At 72.0% G+C, this 16,449-nt stretch carries 13 protein-coding genes and 2 pseudogenes; 11 read left to right on the top strand and 4 right to left on the bottom strand.

The genetic code is table 11. The features are described 5' to 3' along the window. Window positions 1–11: 11 nt before the first annotated feature. On the bottom strand, window positions 12–3,317 hold the full coding sequence (locus QMG73_RS23150) for a LamG-like jellyroll fold domain-containing protein (protein ID WP_281898924.1): 3,306 nt from the start codon (window positions 3,315–3,317) through the stop codon (window positions 12–14). 187 nt (window positions 3,318–3,504) lie between these two features. Here QMG73_RS23150 and QMG73_RS23145 point away from each other — a divergent pair, with 187 nt between their 5' ends. Then, a complete protein-coding gene (locus QMG73_RS23145; RefSeq protein WP_281898922.1) occupies window positions 3,505–4,032 on the top strand; it encodes a sigma factor-like helix-turn-helix DNA-binding protein in 528 nt (175 codons plus the stop codon). Next, window positions 4,029–5,174 (top strand): hypothetical protein, encoded by a 1,146-nt coding sequence (locus tag QMG73_RS23140; protein WP_281898920.1) that lies wholly within the window; start codon window positions 4,029–4,031, stop codon window positions 5,172–5,174. Before QMG73_RS23145 ends, QMG73_RS23140 begins: the two co-directional genes overlap by 4 nt. A gap of 46 nt (window positions 5,175–5,220) precedes the next feature. Here QMG73_RS23140 and QMG73_RS23135 read toward each other — a convergent pair whose 3' ends face one another. Beyond that, on the bottom strand, window positions 5,221–5,928 hold the full coding sequence (locus tag QMG73_RS23135) for a hypothetical protein (RefSeq protein WP_281898919.1): 708 nt from the start codon (window positions 5,926–5,928) through the stop codon (window positions 5,221–5,223). A gap of 92 nt (window positions 5,929–6,020) precedes the next feature. Here QMG73_RS23135 and QMG73_RS46415 point away from each other — a divergent pair. After that, window positions 6,021–6,263, top strand: a pseudogene (locus QMG73_RS46415) (SDR family NAD(P)-dependent oxidoreductase); the annotation flags it as partial. A gap of 79 nt (window positions 6,264–6,342) precedes the next feature. Next, window positions 6,343–6,573, top strand: coding sequence for a Rossmann-fold NAD(P)-binding domain-containing protein (locus QMG73_RS23130; RefSeq protein WP_281898917.1), 231 nt, complete (start codon window positions 6,343–6,345; stop codon window positions 6,571–6,573). Between the two features lie 66 nt (window positions 6,574–6,639). Here QMG73_RS23130 and QMG73_RS23125 read toward each other — a convergent pair whose 3' ends face one another. Then, window positions 6,640–7,482, bottom strand: coding sequence for an SWIM zinc finger family protein (locus QMG73_RS23125; RefSeq protein ID WP_281898915.1), 843 nt, complete (start codon window positions 7,480–7,482; stop codon window positions 6,640–6,642). Window positions 7,483–7,580: 98 nt separating this feature from the next. Between QMG73_RS23125 and QMG73_RS23120 the strand changes: the two genes are divergently transcribed. The 4 genes from QMG73_RS23120 to QMG73_RS23105 all read left to right on the top strand — a co-directional run bounded on the left by QMG73_RS23120 (window position 7,581) and on the right by QMG73_RS23105 (window position 11,229). After that, window positions 7,581–8,288 carry a ThuA domain-containing protein gene (locus tag QMG73_RS23120; protein WP_281898940.1) on the top strand — a complete coding sequence of 236 codons (708 nt, stop codon included), beginning with the start codon at window positions 7,581–7,583 and terminating at the stop codon, window positions 8,286–8,288. After that, window positions 8,258–9,367, top strand: coding sequence for a Gfo/Idh/MocA family protein (locus QMG73_RS23115; RefSeq protein WP_281898912.1), 1,110 nt, complete (start codon window positions 8,258–8,260; stop codon window positions 9,365–9,367). Before QMG73_RS23120 ends, QMG73_RS23115 begins: the two co-directional genes overlap by 31 nt. Before the next feature lie 105 nt (window positions 9,368–9,472). Further along, window positions 9,473–9,820, top strand: coding sequence for a PadR family transcriptional regulator (locus QMG73_RS23110; RefSeq protein ID WP_281898910.1), 348 nt, complete (start codon window positions 9,473–9,475; stop codon window positions 9,818–9,820). Beyond that, window positions 9,817–11,229: a hypothetical protein gene (locus tag QMG73_RS23105; RefSeq protein WP_281898909.1), complete on the top strand. Its 1,413-nt coding sequence runs from the start codon at window positions 9,817–9,819 to the stop codon at window positions 11,227–11,229. Before QMG73_RS23110 ends, QMG73_RS23105 begins: the two co-directional genes overlap by 4 nt. Before the next feature lie 84 nt (window positions 11,230–11,313). Here QMG73_RS23105 and QMG73_RS23100 read toward each other — a convergent pair. Then, window positions 11,314–11,829, bottom strand: a pseudogene (locus tag QMG73_RS23100) (DUF3050 domain-containing protein); the annotation flags it as partial. Window positions 11,830–12,094: 265 nt separating this feature from the next. Between QMG73_RS23100 and QMG73_RS23095 the strand changes: the two are divergent. The 3 genes from QMG73_RS23095 to QMG73_RS23085 are packed head-to-tail and all read left to right on the top strand — an operon-like array spanning window position 12,095 to window position 16,433. After that, window positions 12,095–12,835: an antibiotic biosynthesis monooxygenase gene (locus QMG73_RS23095; protein WP_281898908.1), complete on the top strand. Its 741-nt coding sequence runs from the start codon at window positions 12,095–12,097 to the stop codon at window positions 12,833–12,835. After that, window positions 12,835–14,973: an aminodeoxychorismate synthase component I gene (pabB, locus tag QMG73_RS23090; protein WP_281898907.1), complete on the top strand. Its 2,139-nt coding sequence runs from the start codon at window positions 12,835–12,837 to the stop codon at window positions 14,971–14,973. The genes QMG73_RS23095 and pabB overlap by 1 nt, the downstream gene beginning before the upstream one ends. Then, entirely contained in the window at window positions 14,970–16,433 is a 1,464-nt protein-coding gene (locus QMG73_RS23085; protein ID WP_281898906.1) for an AMP-binding protein, read from the top strand. The genes pabB and QMG73_RS23085 overlap by 4 nt, the downstream gene beginning before the upstream one ends. Window positions 16,434–16,449 lie beyond the last annotated feature (16 nt).

Below are 16,449 nucleotides of genomic sequence, written 5' to 3'. Positions count from 1 at the left end.
GGCGTCCCCCGTCACGCGGCCGCGATAGCGGTGTAGATGTCGAAGATCTCCTGGTCGCTCAGGACACCCGTGTACGTCCGGACGTCGTCGATGCCGCCCGTCAGGTACTGCGAGAACGTCACGTTCGGCGCCTGGCCGCGCCCCAGCAGGACGCTGCCGCCGGCGTTCCACGAGCTGGCGTGGTACGTCTCGTCGACGGCCTGACCGTCCACATAGAGCCGCAGCTTGTGCGCCTCCGCGTCGTACACGGCCACCAGATGCGCCCACGTGCCGGCCGTGGGCACGTCGAACAGGTCCGATGCCTCGCGCAGCGCCGCGCCGGAGGCGTCGTTCGACGAGGTGCGGATCGACCACAGGTACGCGGAGTAGTCGGGATCCCACGCCCAGCCGAGGTTGAACCCGCCGACCGCGCCACCCAACTGGCTGACCGCGATCCCGTTCTTGCCCAGCGCGTCCGGGCGTACCCACGCGCTGACCGAGAAGCTGCTGTCGGTGCGCACCGCGGGCGTCGCGGTGGTGAGCACGCCCGCGGTCCCGTTGACGGCCACCCCGTTGCCGCTGACGCCGGTGGTACGGGACACGCCGCTGGCCGACCACGTTGCGGTACGCCCACCGACCGCGTCCGCGGCGGTGGTGCCCGAGGTCTCGTCGAGCTTCCAGTGGCTGGTCAGCCGGGGCACCTGCTGCAGTTCGCCGGGCAGCAGCACCCGGTCGTACACCTCGACGCTGTCCAGGTCACCGGGGAAGAAGTCGACCAGCGCGTCGGTGGTCTTCGCCCGGCCGATGGTCAGCGGCCCGGTGCCGTTCCAGGCCCCGCTGTAGGCGGCCGAGCCCTGGAGCGCGCCGTTGACGTAGAGCCGGATCTGGCCCGCGTCCCTGTCGTAGACGCCGGTGAGGTGCACCCACTGGCCCAGCGGCACCGACGACGTGGAGTCGACCGTCACGTAGCTCGGGCGCTCCACGCTGTCGGCCACCGGGAAGGACCAGCGCCACCGGTCGGTCGCCGAGAAGTACTGCAGGTAGAAGGAGCTGCGGTGGGCGCCGTCCTGGCTGAGCACCGCACGGTTGCCGGTCTTGCTCGTGAGGCGCGCCCAGGCGGAGACGGAGAACGACGCCGACGTGTCCAGTACCGGGCCGGCCGTCTGGGCGTACCCGGTCGTGCCGTCCAGGCGCAGCGCGCCACCGGCGACGCCGTCCTCCCACGTCGCACCGCCGGCCAGCGTGGCGTGGCGGGCATTCGCGGTGGAGTCCTCGGCGACCAGGCCGTCGGCGGTCTCGTCGAGCGCCCAACTCCCGGTCGGGCCGGACGGTACGTCGGCGTAGAAGACCACCGTGGCCACCGCCGACCTGTTCGCGGCGCCGTCGACCGAGCGCACGTGCAACCAGTTGACGAACCGGTCGGGCGTCACCGTCACGGTGACCGAGCCGCCGCGCGTACCGGGTGTGGCCTTCTTGCTCAGGGCGGTCGAGTCGCCGTTGAGCACGTACTCGTACGAGGCGACGTCGGTGCCGCCGTTCGCGGACATCGTGACGCTGGCCGAGCGGCCCATCACGGCGTCACCCTCGGCGCCGTCCGGGAACGCGGTCGAGGTGAGCGTCGGAATCGGTGGCCTGCTGGTGTCGATCTGGAACTCGCAGAACGGGCTCCACGCGCTGCTGTCGGTGCCGTCCTCGGCGCGTACCCGCCACTTGGCGGTCGCCCCGTTGGCGAACGCACCGGACGGGATCGGCTTCGCCACCGTCGTGGGCTTCTTGCCCGCCACGGAAGCCGAGGTCCACTCCCCGACCGGCGCGGTGCCGTCGACCTTCCACCACTGGAAGTGCGCCTTCACCGCGTTGTCGGCGTCGCTGACCGAGGCGCGCAGGGTCGGAGTGGCGGTGCCGATGACAAGCCGGCCCGAGCCGGTGGCACAGGTCGAGGAGCCGTCGGTGGTCAGGTTGGTCGGCTTGCCCGGCACCGTGTTGTACACGATGGTGATCGACGGGTTGTTGCGGAACCGCTTCCAGGAGTGCGGATCGCGGTTGGACTCGGCGGTCGCCGACGCGCGCAGCCCCTGCGTGATGGAGCTCCATCCGCCCTTGGCCGCCTTGGCCACGTGGCCGGTCACGGTGAACTCCGCACCGCCGGCCGGGCAGCTCGACGACGACCAGCCCTTGGCGAAGCTCTTCGCGGTCAGCTTGGCGATCCAGCTCGGCTGCTTGTTCCACGTCGTGGCCGAGGAGATCCCGCCGGTCTCCCAGACCTGCACCTCACGCGCGGTACACGAGTACGACCACACCTCGAAGGTCTGCAGCGTCGCCTTGAGGATGTGCTTGCCCTTCACGCCCGTGGTGTCGAAGCGGAAGAACGAGCGCGTCTTCTTGCCATCGTTCTGGTCGTAACCGACGCGCGCCTCGTCCTCGGCGTCGTTCGCGCCGTTCCAGAACGAGGTCGTCGGCAGGTTGCTCCACACCTGCGTCCACGCCGTACGCGAACCCGACCACGACGGGTCGATGTAGACCGGGTACCTCGTGCCGGTACCGGTCAGAAGCGCCTTGTCGGGCGTCAGCGCCAGCTCACCGGCGCTGACGCCGACCCGCATCGCGCGGACCGTGCCGGCCGGCTTGCGGGCGGCCACCCCCGCCGACGAGTCCCACATGTACGGGGTCGGCGCCTCGAAGACCGCGGCGCCGCTCGGGTCGACGGCCGCCAGGGCGCCGTTCGCCGCGGCCCGCACGGTCAGGCCCTTCGTCGCCGTGCCCAGCCGCACCCGCGACAGCGCCGGGTTGGCAGCCGCCCGTGCCGACTTGACCACGAGCAGTTGCGAGAACCCCTCTACGTCGGCGCGGACGGTCAGGTCGACACCGGGCAGCACCTCCGGATAGGTGGCGGTGTCACCGCGAAGTACCGGCTCAGGCAGCCGCCCCGGCCAGCGCAGCGCCAGCTCGCGGCCGTCCCGCCGCAGGCGTACCAGAGGCTCCGAACCGCCCGCGGAGAAGGCCATGTCCAAGGTGGTCGCGCCCGGCGCGACCATGCCGTCAGCGGTCCTGCGCAGCGTGGTGTCGACCGCCGCCCAGCCGGCGCCCCGGCGCACCCGCACGGGGATGACCGACTGCTCCAGGGTGAAGGAGCCGTTCGGGTTCGCGAACACCTGCTGCCGCTCGGTCCGCAAGGCGGTGGCCTCGACCCGCCGGCCCGACGCCACGGCGGCGGTGCGGGCCTCGGCCTCGCCCACGACGCGCGGCGCCGGCTCGGCGACCGCTGTCTGCGCGGGGGCCACCACGACCGCGGACGACGCCACGATCATGCCCGCGATGAACCAACTCCGGGTACGCATGATCAGCAGAATCCGGGCGGCCGCCATCACGCGGCCACCGCTCCGCCACCGTCAAACCTGCCTTGACCTGCGAGAAGTCCGCCATTCACCGGCGGTTCAGCCCTCGCTCACCCAAGGCCCGATCGGGCACTCTTGGAGCCTGTTGGTAAGCCGGGAACCGATCGGAGCCGTAAACGGTGTACTTCGCATGAACCTCCAATCGACCCGCGAACGAGCCGGGCCCGCCGACGAGGCGGGCCCGGCCGATGATCGATCGTTCGAAGCCTTCTACCGCAGCCACGTCGACCGCGTGTACCGCGCGCTGGCACTGACGCTCGGCAACGTGGAACTGGCCCGCGAAGCCACCGATGAGGCCATGGCGCGCGCCTACGCCCGATGGGACCGGCTGTCGACCTACGACAATCCGGGTGGCTGGGTGTATCGGGTCGGGTCGAACTGGGGCACCTCGTGGTGGCAGAAGCTGCGCCGGGAACGGCCGATGCCCGAGCACCCGATGACCGCGGCGGCCGCCGGCGACCCGGCCGGCCAGTTCGCGCTCGAAGCGCTGGGGCGACTGCCGCGACCGCAGCGGGCCGTGGTGGTGTGCCGGGTCCTGCTGGACCTGTCGACCGCCGAGACCGCGACCGCCCTGGGCATCGCCGAGGGCACCGTGAAGAGCCGACTAGCCCGTGGCCTGGCTGCGCTCCGGGGCATCGTGACGGAGGAACGAGGATGACGACAGTACGAGAAGAGGCGCTCCCCGAGGACCTGAGCGCCATCGTCCGCGACGCGGCGGCGGCGCTGCCGCCGGGCGGGCACCAACTGGGGCACGTGGCGCCGCGGCGGCAGGCCCAACGCCGCCGGACGGTGCTCACGACGGCGCTGGCCGGCGTCACCGCGCTGGCGGCGCTGGTGGCGGTGCCGCTGGTGCTGCGGCCCACGCCCGGGCCGGATCCGGCGGCGCCGGCGACCGTCCCCGCACAGCGAATGTACGTCTACGGTTTCGGCGGCGGTGGCCTTGAGGGCATCCGCAGGCCCACGAAACTCGACGACAAGGACGGCGGGGTCGGGGTCCGCGTCCCGGAAGGGCTCGTGGAGATCACCGATTCCGGGCCTGTCCTCCTGAATGACAACCCCGACCTGGACATGATGCAGGACAGCGTGGTCGGTCTGCCGGACGGCCGGGTGGTGGTCTTCGGCGCGTGGGACCGGTCGGACGGCGCCACGAAGCCGGATGGCACGGCCGTCATGGACATGCGCTACACGCTCGTCGTGCTGGACAAGGACGGCCAGACGACCACCAAGCGCGACCTGGGCGCCGCCAACGGCACCACCCGGATGCCCGGGGTCACCGGCGACGCGGCGTACATCCTGCGCGGCGAGCGGCTCGTGCGGCACGATCTGGCGACGGGCACCGAGGCGGACGTGCCAGCCGCCTCGCGGATAAGCCAGTACCTCGCGCAGAACTGGCAGCTCGTGGCCGTCGGCGGCGGGCGCGCCATCCTCGAGAAGGGCGAAAACCTCGGCACCCTCGCCAAGGTGGTGAACCTCGACGGAAGCGGCGCCGACTCAGCCGGCATCCGCGTGTGCGGCTCCAACTGCGACCTCATCGGCCTGATCCGGCTGTCGCCCGACGGACGCCACATCGCCCACGCCTACCCGACGGGGGCGGGCAAGACCCGGCTGGTCGTCTCGGACCTGAACACCGGCCGGGAGGTGGTCGGGCGCGACTTCGACGGGCGCGTCCAGTTCGGCGGCCTGGGGTTGATGGCCTGGGCCGACGACGACACGCTGCGGTTGGGCCGGGTCGTGGCACCGGAGAAGGACGGCGCGTACGACCTGAAGGACGTGCTCAGCGTCGAGACCGTCAAGATCTGATGTGGAACCGATGCCCAGCCCGGCGGCGCCGGGCTGGGCATCACCGTCAGTAGTCCATGAGGAGTGGCTGGCGGTGCTGGAGCGCCTTCTCGACGAGCTCGAGCATCACCGCGAGGCCGAACCGCGCGGTCTCCTCCACCGAGGCGCCCGCGTCGGGCGGGTCGCTCCGGAACTCTTTCGGGTCACGCCCGGCGAAGACGTTGGTCCGCTCGCTGAGCAGGCGCAGCTCCCCGGCCAGGCGGTCGATGGAGGCCATCCGGATCGGCTCCCCGTTGGGCCGGGGCGCCTCGATCACCACCGGGTCCTCGGTCAACGGCAGCCACCATTCCACGCCGGCCAGCAGGCTGATGTACCGCTGCGGCTGCTCCGATGCCGCCTGGTACGCGGGAGCGTCGCTGAACTCGCGCGGACTGTCCTGCTTGGACCCGGGGGCTGGACGCAGGTCCGGGCGCTCGTCGTAGGCGGCGAGCAGGATGACGGCGCCGAAGCCGTCCCAGTCGGGCTTGTCGGTCCAGTACGGCTGCGTCGCGCTCTCCAACCAGGCGGCGGGACTGCCGAGCGCCTCGCCGAGCCACTGCTGCCAATCCCGCACGGCGTCGTACACGACAGCCGGGTCGGTCTCGGTTTCCTCCTCCTCGTGCGCCCGGACGATGCGCACGTCGTACCCGTTCTGCGCGCCGATCTGCTGCATGATGGTCTGCCAGTTACCCAGGTGGTAACGCGTCAGCGGTCCAACGTAAAGATCAAGGCCCATGCGGGGCATTCTGTCCCACCCGCCGCGACACGGCTCCAGCGCCCCGCGCACGTCCTTGACTTCGAGTGCGCTCCAAGTTGGACCATCGGGTCATGAGGGTGCTGGTGACCGGAGGCACGAGCGGGCTGGGTGCGGCCATGGCCTCCGCCCTGGCCGCGACGGGCGCGACGGTCGCGCTGACCGGGCGATCCGGGCGGCGCGCCGCCTCCTTCGCCGCCGGGATACGCGGCGCCGTCGGCATCGAGATGGACGTCCGGGACGAGGCGTCGGTGGCCAGCGGCGTCGACGAGGCATGGTCCCGGCTGGGCGGCATCGACATGCTGGTGAACAACGCCGGCCTGGGCATGCGTACCGTCAACGCGCGTTTCATGACACAACCGCAGGGCTTCTGGCAGCGAGGCGCTCTCGCGGGTCATGGCCGCCGACCTGCGCGGCACCGGCGTGACCGTCAACCTGCTGCTGCCCGGAGGTCCGACCGCCACCGGGATGCTGCCCCTCGACGCCGTCCCCGAGGGGCGCACGTATCTGGACCCCGCCGTCATGGGGCCGCCGATCGTCTGGCTGGCCTCCGCCGGCGCGGACGGTGTGCACGATGAGCGCATCGTCGCCGTCGAGTTCGAGCGGTGGTTGCGCGAGCGAGTGTGAAGCGGCGTGGCCGTGTTTGCGGTTGACGACCACGCCGCGTGCAAGATCGTAGCGTCTGGGCTGGTCTCAGAGCACGTCAAGGTCCACAGTGCCGTTGGGGCACTTGTCCGCCAGCTGGCTGAGGCGCTGTGACAGCTCGGCGGGATCGGGGTCGAGCTGCTCAAACAGGTCGATGTACGCCTCGACGAGCGGGTTGCCGACCTCCTCGGGATCGACACCCCTGACCTCATGAGCGTCGATCAGGTGTCCGGCCAGCCCGTCCCAGACGAGGATGGCCCGCTCGACCAGGTCGAGCGCCTCCGTGGTGGCCGGCAGTTCGCACAGCACCGTGGCCTCCGCCGCGAGCCGCAGGCCCGCCTCCTCCACGTGGCTTATCTCCCAGTACGGCCCGCGAGTGACCACCGCCGACGTCTCCACCAGCACGCGCAGCCGGCGTTGGGCGTCCTCGTGGTCGGCCGCGTCGAGCATCCCGGCGGTACGCAGCAACACCGTGGCGAACAGCCGGTCGTCGGCGGCCTGGTCGACCACGAGCGCGGCCAGTTGCCGGGGCGCGAGCCGCTCCACCGCCGCCGCGTACCGCAGCCGCTCGGACGGCACCTCCGCGGCGCTGGGCGGCACGGCGGCGCCGGACCAGCGCAGGTCGTCGTCGAACGCGGCCAGCGCCACCGCGACCGCGTGGGCGCACAGCCCGCCGTCGCCGCGACACTCACACTCGCCGGTGAACGCACCGTCGACGATGCCGATCCAGGGCTGCAGGATCCTGGCACCGTCGCGGACGACCGCCTGCGCCCCTCCCCCGGCCTCCTCCAACCCGCTGACAGCGCCCGCGCGCCGGAGCGCGGACGCCGCCTCACGCGTCGCGGGCCGGATCGCCTCGCCGAACGCCTCGATGTCGATTCGCACTGCCACGGCCGCCGACCCTACGCCATCCCAACGCACCCCCTCCCACTCCGCACTCACCGCGCGCGAGCGCCGTGATCACGGCGAGATAGTTTCAAGTGGTGGAGATGACGCGGGCGGCGCTGGTGGTGCGAGGCGGATGGGAGGGGCACCAGCCGGTCCGGGCGACCGAGCTGTTCATCCCCTTCCTCGAAGGCAACGGGTACGCGGTCCGGGTCGAGGAGACGACGGAGGTGTACGCCGACGCCGAGGCGCTCGCCGCCACCGACCTGATCGTCCAGTGCGTCACGATGTCGCAGATCACCGGCGACCAGGTCGCGGGCCTGCGCACCGCCGTCGAGGCCGGCACCGGGTTCACCGGCTGGCACGGCGGCATCTGCGACTCGTTCCGCGCGTCGTCGGACTATCTGCAGCTGGTGGGCGGCCAGTTCGCGACCCACCCGGGCAAGGAGCCGTGCGAGCGGGTCGGCGACGAGCGCGACAACTTCCTGCCGTACACGGTCAACGTCACCGACCTCGGCCGAACGCACCCGGTCACCGCCGGCGTCGACGACTTCGACCTGCGGACCGAGCAGTACTGGGTGCTGCACGACGACCTCATCGACGTACTCGCCACCACCACCCACCCGACCCAGCCGTGGCACCCGTGGCACCGGCCGATCACCTCGCCGGCGGTCTGGACCCGGCGCTGGGGGGCCGGGCGGATCGTCGTGACGACGCCCGGTCACAGTCTCGACGTGCTGGAGAACCCCACCGTCCGCACGATCATCGAAAGGGGCATGCTGTGGGCGACCCGCACGGCATCGGCATCGTAGGTCTCGGCGTCATCTCCCGGCAGTACCTGGACACCCTCGCCGGACATCCCTCGGTGCGCGTCGCCGCGGTGGCCGACCTCGACGCCTCCCGCTCGGCGGCGATCGCCGCCGAACTTCCCGGTGCCGAGGCGCTCAGCGTCGAGCGGCTGCTCGACAGCCCCGACGTGCGAACCGTGGTCAACCTGACCGTCCCGGCCGCGCACGCCCAGATCGCGCATGCCGCGATCGAGCGCGGCCGCGACGTGTACGCCGAGAAGCCGCTCGCCGTCACCTTCCCGGACGCCCGCGCGATCATCGACCGCGCGAGCGCGGCGGGCGTCGTGATCGGTTGCGCTCCGGACACGGTCCTGGGCACGGGTACCCAGACCGCGCGCGCCGCGATCGACACCGGCCTGATCGGGCGGCCGCAGAGCGCGACGGCGGTCATGTTCACGCCGGGACACGAGCGCTGGCACCCCAACCCCGACTTCTACTACACCGCCGGCGGCGGCCCGCTGCTCGACATGGGCCCGTACTACGTCACCGCGCTCGTCCACCTGCTGGGCCCGATCCGCGCGGTCACCGGCGCGTCGAGCCGGCTGCGCCGCGAGCGGGTCATCGGCTCCGGCCCGCGTACCGGGCAGACCATCCCCGTCGAGGTCGACAGCCACGTGTCCGGCGTGCTCGAACACGCGAACGGCGCCCTGTCGACGATCACGACCAGCTTCGACGGGGTGGCCACGACGGCGGCGCCGATCGAGGTGCACGGCGAGACGGGCAGCCTCTGCGTACCGGACCCGAACCAGTTCGACGGCGAGGTGCGCCTCTTCGAGCTGGGCGGTACCGGGTGGCGCACGCTCGCGACGTCCGCGGGGTTCGCCGGCGGCGGCCGGGGTCTGGGCCTGCTCGACCAGATCGCGGCCGACGGGCAGCGGGCGCCGCGGGCCAGCGGCGAGGTGGCCCTGCACGTACTGGAGGCGATGACCGCCCTGCTGAGCTCGGCGACCGAGGGGCGCCGGATCGAGCTGACCACCACCATGGAGCGCCCGGCGCCCGTGCCGCTGACCCCGAAGGACTCCTGGCGCACCCTCCTCCCGTGATCAGGGCGTCCCTCAAGTCGCTCTAACGACTTGAGGGACGCCCTGATCACAGTGGATTACTGATGCCGATTGACGGCATATACCGATAGCCGGTACGTTGACGCGGTGGCTGCTGTCCAGGAACCGACGTTCTTCATACTCACCGCGCTGGCCGAGGAGCCGCTGCACGGATACGGCGTCATGCAGTCCGTGTCCGAGCTGTCCGCCGGCCGGCTCAAGCTGCGCGCCGGCACGCTGTACGCGGCGCTCGACCGCCTGACCGACGACGGCCTGGTGGTCGTCGACCGGGAGGAGGCCGTCGACGGGCGGCTGCGCCGGTACTACCGGCTCACCGACGACGGCGCGGCCCAGTTGCAGGCGGAGGTGGAGCGGCTGCGCACCAACGCCAGCCTCGCCGCCGCCCGGCTGCGCAAGGCCGGCCGCCTGCGCCCGGCACCGGGCGGTGCCGGGTGACCCGCTGGTACCAGTTGCTGCTGCACGCGTACCCCCGCTGGTACCGGCGCGAGCGCGGCGCCGAGATGCTGACCACCCTGCTCGACGCGGCCGAGCCGGGTCAGCGCCGTCCGCACCCGCGGGACGCGCTCGACCTGCTCCTGGGCGGCGTGCGGTGCCGGTTCGCGCTCCCCCGCCGCCCGATGTTCGAGGCGCACCTGGCCTACGCGGCCCTCGTGGCCGCCTTCGTGGGCCTCGCCACGGCGGCGGCGATCGGGGTCCTCGCCTGGCCCACCGCCGCGCCCGCACCCGACGCTGTCGCGGCGCGGGCCGCCGCCGACACCGCGATGCCGTTCCCCCTGTCCGGCTCCCCCACCCGATACGACGCTCCACTGGAGCTCGGCTACGGCGACGAGGCCGCGCCGCGGGAGTTGCGGCCGGGCTCGGCGCGGATCGAGTACAGCTACGTTCCCCCCGCCGGCGAGACATTCACGGACTCGGTCGCGGAGGCGCACCGCCGCCTGGCGGCGGCCGGCTGGCAGGTCCACCCAATCCGGCCAGGCGACCACACCGCCGGCTTCTGGGGCAGCAGGGACGACCAGGTGATCCTCGTACGGGGCTACTCCGGAGTGTCCGGCACGGATCCGCTGCAGGTGGCGGTGTACGGGCAGGCGGCGCGCTGGATGACGGCGCTGGTGGGCGTAGCCGCGTGCGCCGGGTTCGCCACCGGTTGGCTGCTGGCCGCGTGGACGCTGCGGCGGTTCTGGCGGCACGGCCTGCGCGGGCGCCTCGTGGCCGCCCTGTTCGTCGCGCCGGGGCTCCTCGTCGCCGGCGTCGCACTCCTCGCCGGAGCCTACGAGGGCCTGGTCGTGGGGCTCGAGAACGGCTGGGCGCCCAACGACTCGCTGTTCGCCGCGGCGGCTCTCGACGAGGCGGGGCCGCTGGCCGGCATCGGCGCCGCCGGGCTGCTACTGGCCAGCCTCGTCCTGGCGATGCCGGCGCGCCCCGGTCCGCCGTCGCCGGTGACGAGCGAACGCGTCTGGCGGTACGGGCTGTGGACCATGACCGGCGCCCACCTCGCGTTCGCGCTGGCCTGGGGCACGGTGGTCGGGCTGTTCCTGGCGCACGGACGGCGGCTGGTCGACGCCGACGGCCCGATGGACCTCATCCCGTTCGGCTACCACCCCATGAACCCGTTCATGTGGCTGTACGCGATCCTGGCCATGCTGTACCTGTTCGGGTTCCTGGCGAGCCCCGCCCTGCTGTCGGTGTCGGTGCCGCTGCTGGTCACCGGGCGCCGCGTCGCGCACGCCGCCGGCCTGCGCACCGCCTGGCTCGCCCTCCTCCTGGCGGCGTTGACCGCATTGGCCCTGCCGATCGCGACCTCCACCTCACTCGGCCACGACGCGACCGCGTGGTGGAGCGACTGACCCTTCTCCGTGATCATTGCGTCATTCACGTCGTCATGGCGACGTGAATGACGCAATGATCACGCTGGGGTGGGGGTGCACTCGAATGAGGTCCTCGCGGCCGAACGCGAAAGCGGCCGCACGGCAGTGCACCGGGCTGCTGGCGATGACGTCGAACGTGGTGTGGACGAACTGCGTGGACGGTGCCGGCACGCCGCCGGCGTCGAGGCGTACGGCACGGTGGCACCGGCGTTGAGCAGGGCCAAGAACGCGTCGATCGGCCCGGTGTCGGCGCTGGCCTCCGCCATTCCGCGCCGATAGAGCTCGAAATGGCTGATGTAGCCGTCGCCGTATTCGTCGCTCTCTTCGACCAGCACGATGTCGTTGATGAGTCGCCGGCTCGCGGCCGGCCCGGCGGGCAGCCAGGGTACGTCTACACAAGTAAGGCTACGCTGAAGAGACTTGAGCAGGGACATGATGTTCCATGAATGTCACGAGGTCACGCCCGCTATTCAGCCCGCGATAGATGAGATGGCCGGTGACCATGTCGCGAGCGGGCGCGATTTCGGCCCGGATCCGTTCGATACCAGGGTGTGTCTGACCCCATTCGTAGCGAGACATCGCCGTCCTTTCTGGACCTGAGCAGTCGTTCAATCGTGCCCCGCGGCCGCCACGCTCGACAAGTACCCGTGCGTTTGCGCGCCATCACGCGACATCATGAAAGAGCAGTTCAGCGCGCATTTATGGCGCATGATCTCTTGAGAAAATTTACGTTCCGTGATCTCGCCATGGACGAACCGTCATATATTCCTTAAGCAATACTAAAGTGGTTGACGGTTGAACGATCTCGGCGTCGAATCCGTATCCAGCGTCGGGAGGTCAGGGAATGGAAGCCGCGCCGGTAACGGTGACCATCACCTTTCGGGTGGCGCCTGGGCACGAGCCCGATTTCCATTCCTGGGCCCTGGAGGAATTGGCGGAATCGTCATTGTACGGCGGCCATCTCGGCGGCGGAGTATTGGCGCCCGGAGACGGTGAACGCGACTGGCGAATTGTTATCAGCTTCGACGACGAGAAGGCGGCGCGGCGATGGGAAGACTCGTTCATGCGTACCCGCAGCGCGTCGCTCGCCCGCAGCGTGCGGTGGCAGGCCGGCAAGGCCCGGATCAGCGGCCCGCCGACCACGGCACGGCGCCGCGAGCCCGCACCGCCGGAGCCACCCGCACCACCGGAGCCGCCCGCCCCGCCAGCGCCGCCTCCAAAGTGGAAGATGGCCATCGTCACGCTGAGCGCGGTGTTCCCGCCGGTGCTGTTCTTCAACCTGACCGTGATCCCGTACCTGGGCGGGTTCTCGGTCGTGGCCCGCAGCCTGGCGCTGTGCGTGGCCGTCACCGCCGTCACGACGTACGTGCTGATGCCTCGCCTGATGAAGCTCTACAAGACGTTCCTGTACCCGCTCGCGGGCCGCCAGCGCGCGGGGTCACCGGGCCCTGTCCGGCCCCAGTACCCACCGGCACCACCGGCACGCATCGTGTCACCCAGCCGCCAGTCGTGGCCGGAGCGTGACGCGAGCAGCGGCGCCGGGCGGCAGCCGGACCACCGTTCCGTGTTCCGGAGAGAGCGTTGATGAGGACCCTCCTGCTCGACAACTACGACTCGTACACGTACAACCTGTTCCAGCTCATCGCCGAGGTGAACGGCGTGCCTCCGGTGGTGCTGCGCAACGACGACCCGCGCGCCGCCGACCTCGACCTGAGCGCTTTCGACAACGTGGTCATCTCCCCCGGGCCCGGGCACCCGGGACGCGGCCGCGACTTCGGCGCCTGCGCCCGCGTCCTGGCCGAAGCCACGATCCCGGTGCTCGGCGTCTGCCTCGGCCACCAGGGCATCGCGGTGAGCGAAGGCGGTCGCGTCGGTCCCGCCCCTGAGCCCCGGCACGGGCACCTGACCCGGGTGCGGCACGACGGCCGGGACCTGTTCCGCGACGTGCCGCAGGAGTTCGTCGCCGTCCGGTACCACTCCCTGGCGGTCGACGAGCCGCTGCCGTCCACACTGGAGGCGACCGCCTGGGCCGAAGACGGCGTCATCATGGGGATGCAGCACCGCGAGCGGCCGCTGTGGGGCGTGCAGTTCCACCCGGAGTCGATCCTCACCGAGCACGGTCGCCAACTGCTGGCCAACTTCCGGGACCTCACCCGCGGCGCGGCGGCGCTGCGCGGGACGCGCCGGACCCAGGTCGCGCCGCCGCCCGAGCCCGCACCCGCGAGCGCTCCGGCTGGCCGGTACCGGCTGCACACCCGCACGATCGCCGCGCCGGTCGACGGCGAGGCCATCTTCACGACGCTCTTCGCCTCGGCGCCCCGGGCGTTCTGGCTGGACAGCGCCCGCCCGGACGGCACGAGGGCGCGCTTCTCCTTCCTCGGCGACGGCACCGGTCCGCACGCCGAGTTCGTCCGGTACGACGTGCGCGCCGGCACCGTCGAGGTGGAGCGGCCCGGTGGCCCGACCCAGCTCGTGGCCGGCAGCGTCTTCGACTACCTGAAGCGGGAACTCGCGCAGCGCCGGATCGACGCGCCGGCGCTGCCCTTCGACTTCGCCTGCGGGTACGTGGGGTACTTCGGTTACGAGCTGAAGGCCGACTGCGGCGCCCGTGCCCGGCACCGGGCCGCCACGCCGGACGCCTGCTGGCTGTTCGCCGACCGGATGGTCGCGGTGGACCACCTGAAGGGGGTCACGTACGCGCTCTGCCTCGCCGAGGACACCCCGGCAGGGCAGGAAGGCGCGGAGCGCTGGCTCGACGGCATCGCCACCCGGATCGACCGGCTGCCCGCCGCGGCCCCACCGCCGGCGCCACCGGTGACCACTGTGGACACCTCGGCGGTCGAGCCATGGCTGGTCCGGGACCGCGCCCGGTACCTGGACGACATCGCCGCCTGCCAGCGCGCGCTCCGGGCCGGCGAGAGCTACGAGATCTGCCTGACCAACGCCGCCTGGCTGCCCGCGCCCGTCGACTCCGCCGTGTTCTACCGGCTGCTGCGCCGGCTCAACCCCGCGCCGTACGCGGCGTACCTGCGCTTCGGCGACGTCGACGTGGCCAGCTCCTCGCCCGAACGCTTCCTGCGGATCGCGGCCGACGGCACGGTCGAGGCCAAGCCCATCAAGGGAACCGCGCCCCGCGGACGTACACCGCGCGAAGACGAGGCACTGCGTGCCGCGCTCGCCGACAGCCCCAAGGCGCGCGCCGAGAACCTCATGATCGTCGACCTGCTCCGCAACGACCTGGGCCGGGTGTGCGAGGTCGGCACGGTACGGGTGCCCCGGCTGATGGCCACCGAGACGTACGCCACCGTGCACCAGCTCGTCTCCACCGTCCGCGGCAAGCTGCGGCCCGGTACCGATGCCATCGACGCCGTCCGGGCGTGCTTCCCGGGCGGCTCGATGACCGGCGCGCCGAAGCTGCGCACCATGGAGATCATCGACGAGCTGGAGACGGAGGCGCGCGGCGTCTACTCCGGCGCGGTCGGCTACCTGAGCTGCACCGGCGCCGCCGACCTGAACATCGTGATCCGGACCGCGGTCTTCGCGGGTGGCCGGATGCAGCTCGGTGCCGGCGGCGCCATCGTCCTCGACTCCGACCCCGAGGAGGAGTACGCCGAGATGCTGTTGAAGCTCGCCGCGCCGATGCGGGCGTACCAGGCGTGCGCCCCGGAGGCCGGACTGCCCCCGCTGGTACCCGCCCCGCTGCCCCGGGAGCGTGCCCGGTGAACCTCGCCGAAGATCTCACCGCGCGGTCCAAGCGGAACGGGTGGGACGCCCGCCCGGCGTTCCTGACCGGCTCGCGCGCATGGAAGCACGGCGAGGTGCACGACCTGGCCGCCCGCGCGGCCACCGTCCTCGCCGCTCGCGGTGTCCGCCCCGGCGACCGCGTGCTGCTCGCGCTCCCGGACGGCATCGGCTGGGTCACCGCGTTCCTGGCCACCGCGCGGCTGGGCGCGGCCGCGGTGCTGGCGAATCCGGACCTGCCGGCCGCCGACCACGCGTTCCTCGCCGCCGACAGCGACGCCGCGCTGTGCGTCAGCCGCGCCGACCTGGAGTCGCGGTTCGACCCTCTGAAGTGGATGGACGTCGACTGGCTGCTGGTCGCGGCGGCCGCCGCCGTGAAGGCCGCCACACACCGCACCGGGCCGTACACGCCGCTCTACGTGCAGTACACGTCGGGCACCACGGGGATACCGAAGGGCGTCGTACACCGGCACCGCGACCCCGGCCTGTACCACGACACGGTCGGCACGCGGGTGCTCGGCGTCGACGCCAACGACGTCACGCTGTCGGTGTCCAAGCTGTACTTCGCATACGGGTTCGGCAACGCGTTCGCCTTCCCGCTCTACTCCGGGTCGGCGGCGGTGCTCGTACCGGACCGGCCGGGCCCCGAGCGCGTCCGCGAGCTCGTCGACCGGCACCGCGTCACGCTCCTGTACGCCGTGCCGTCCGCGTACGCCTCCCTTGTGGACAGTAGCGGCTTCGCCTCCGTGCGGGCGGCGGTCTCGGCGGGCGAGTCCCTGCCGGCCGCGGTCGGGGCACGAGCCGCCGAGCTGATCGGGGCGCCGGTGCTGGAGCAGATCGGCTCCACCGAGGCCGGTCACGCGTTCTGCGCCAACTCGGTCGCGCGCAACGTCCCCGGCACGGTCGGGCACCCGGTACCCGGGTTCGAACTGTCCCTGCGCGACGCCAGCGGTCACCGGGTGCCGGACGGCGCCGAGGGCGATCTGTGGGTACGCGGGCCGACCCTGCTGCGCGAGTACCTCAACCGCCCCGCCGACACCGCCGCCGTACTGGTCGACGGCTGGCTCAACACCCGGGACCGGGCCTGCCGGCTGCCCGACGGCGCGTACCGGCACACCGGCCGCGTGGACGACATGGAGATGGTCGGCGGCATCACGGTGTCGCCGCTGGAGGTCGAGCGGGTGCTCGTGGAGCACCCGGTGGTACGCGAGGTGGCCGTCGCGGCCGTCGCCGACCCGCGCGGCGCGACCAAGCTGCGGGCGTTCGTGGTCGCGGCGACCAACGCCCTGAGCCCGGCCGCTCTGGAGGCCGAACTGATCGCCCTCGCCCGGCGGCGACTGGCCGCTTTCAAGGTGCCCCGCTCGGTGCGGACCGTGCCGGCGCTACCCCGGACACCGACGGGCAAGCTGCGCCGCTTCGAAGTCCGCAACGGCACGTGGTAACTCACCGACTGGAGGC

The organism is Phytohabitans aurantiacus, assembly GCF_027923225.1.
GTDB classification, from domain to species: Bacteria; Actinomycetota; Actinomycetes; order Mycobacteriales; family Micromonosporaceae; genus Phytohabitans; species Phytohabitans aurantiacus.
This window is presented reverse-complemented; position numbering and strand designations above follow the sequence as displayed.

Excerpts from the sequence above, each read along its gene's own strand:
- QMG73_RS23130 (WP_281898917.1), top strand. The coding sequence starts at position 6,343 with ATGGCCGCCGACCTGCGCGGCACCGGCGTGACCGTCAACCTGCTGCTG.
- QMG73_RS23140 (WP_281898920.1), top strand. The coding sequence starts at position 4,029 with ATGACGACAGTACGAGAAGAGGCGCTCCCCGAGGACCTGAGCGCCATC.
- QMG73_RS23145 (WP_281898922.1), top strand. The coding sequence starts at position 3,505 with ATGAACCTCCAATCGACCCGCGAACGAGCCGGGCCCGCCGACGAGGCG.
- pabB (WP_281898907.1), top strand. The coding sequence starts at position 12,835 with ATGAGGACCCTCCTGCTCGACAACTACGACTCGTACACGTACAACCTG.
- QMG73_RS23135 (WP_281898919.1), bottom strand. The coding sequence starts at position 5,928 with ATGGGCCTTGATCTTTACGTTGGACCGCTGACGCGTTACCACCTGGGT.
- QMG73_RS23120 (WP_281898940.1), top strand. The coding sequence starts at position 7,581 with ATGACGCGGGCGGCGCTGGTGGTGCGAGGCGGATGGGAGGGGCACCAG.
- QMG73_RS23150 (WP_281898924.1), bottom strand. The coding sequence starts at position 3,317 with ATGCGTACCCGGAGTTGGTTCATCGCGGGCATGATCGTGGCGTCGTCC.
- QMG73_RS23095 (WP_281898908.1), top strand. The coding sequence starts at position 12,095 with ATGGAAGCCGCGCCGGTAACGGTGACCATCACCTTTCGGGTGGCGCCT.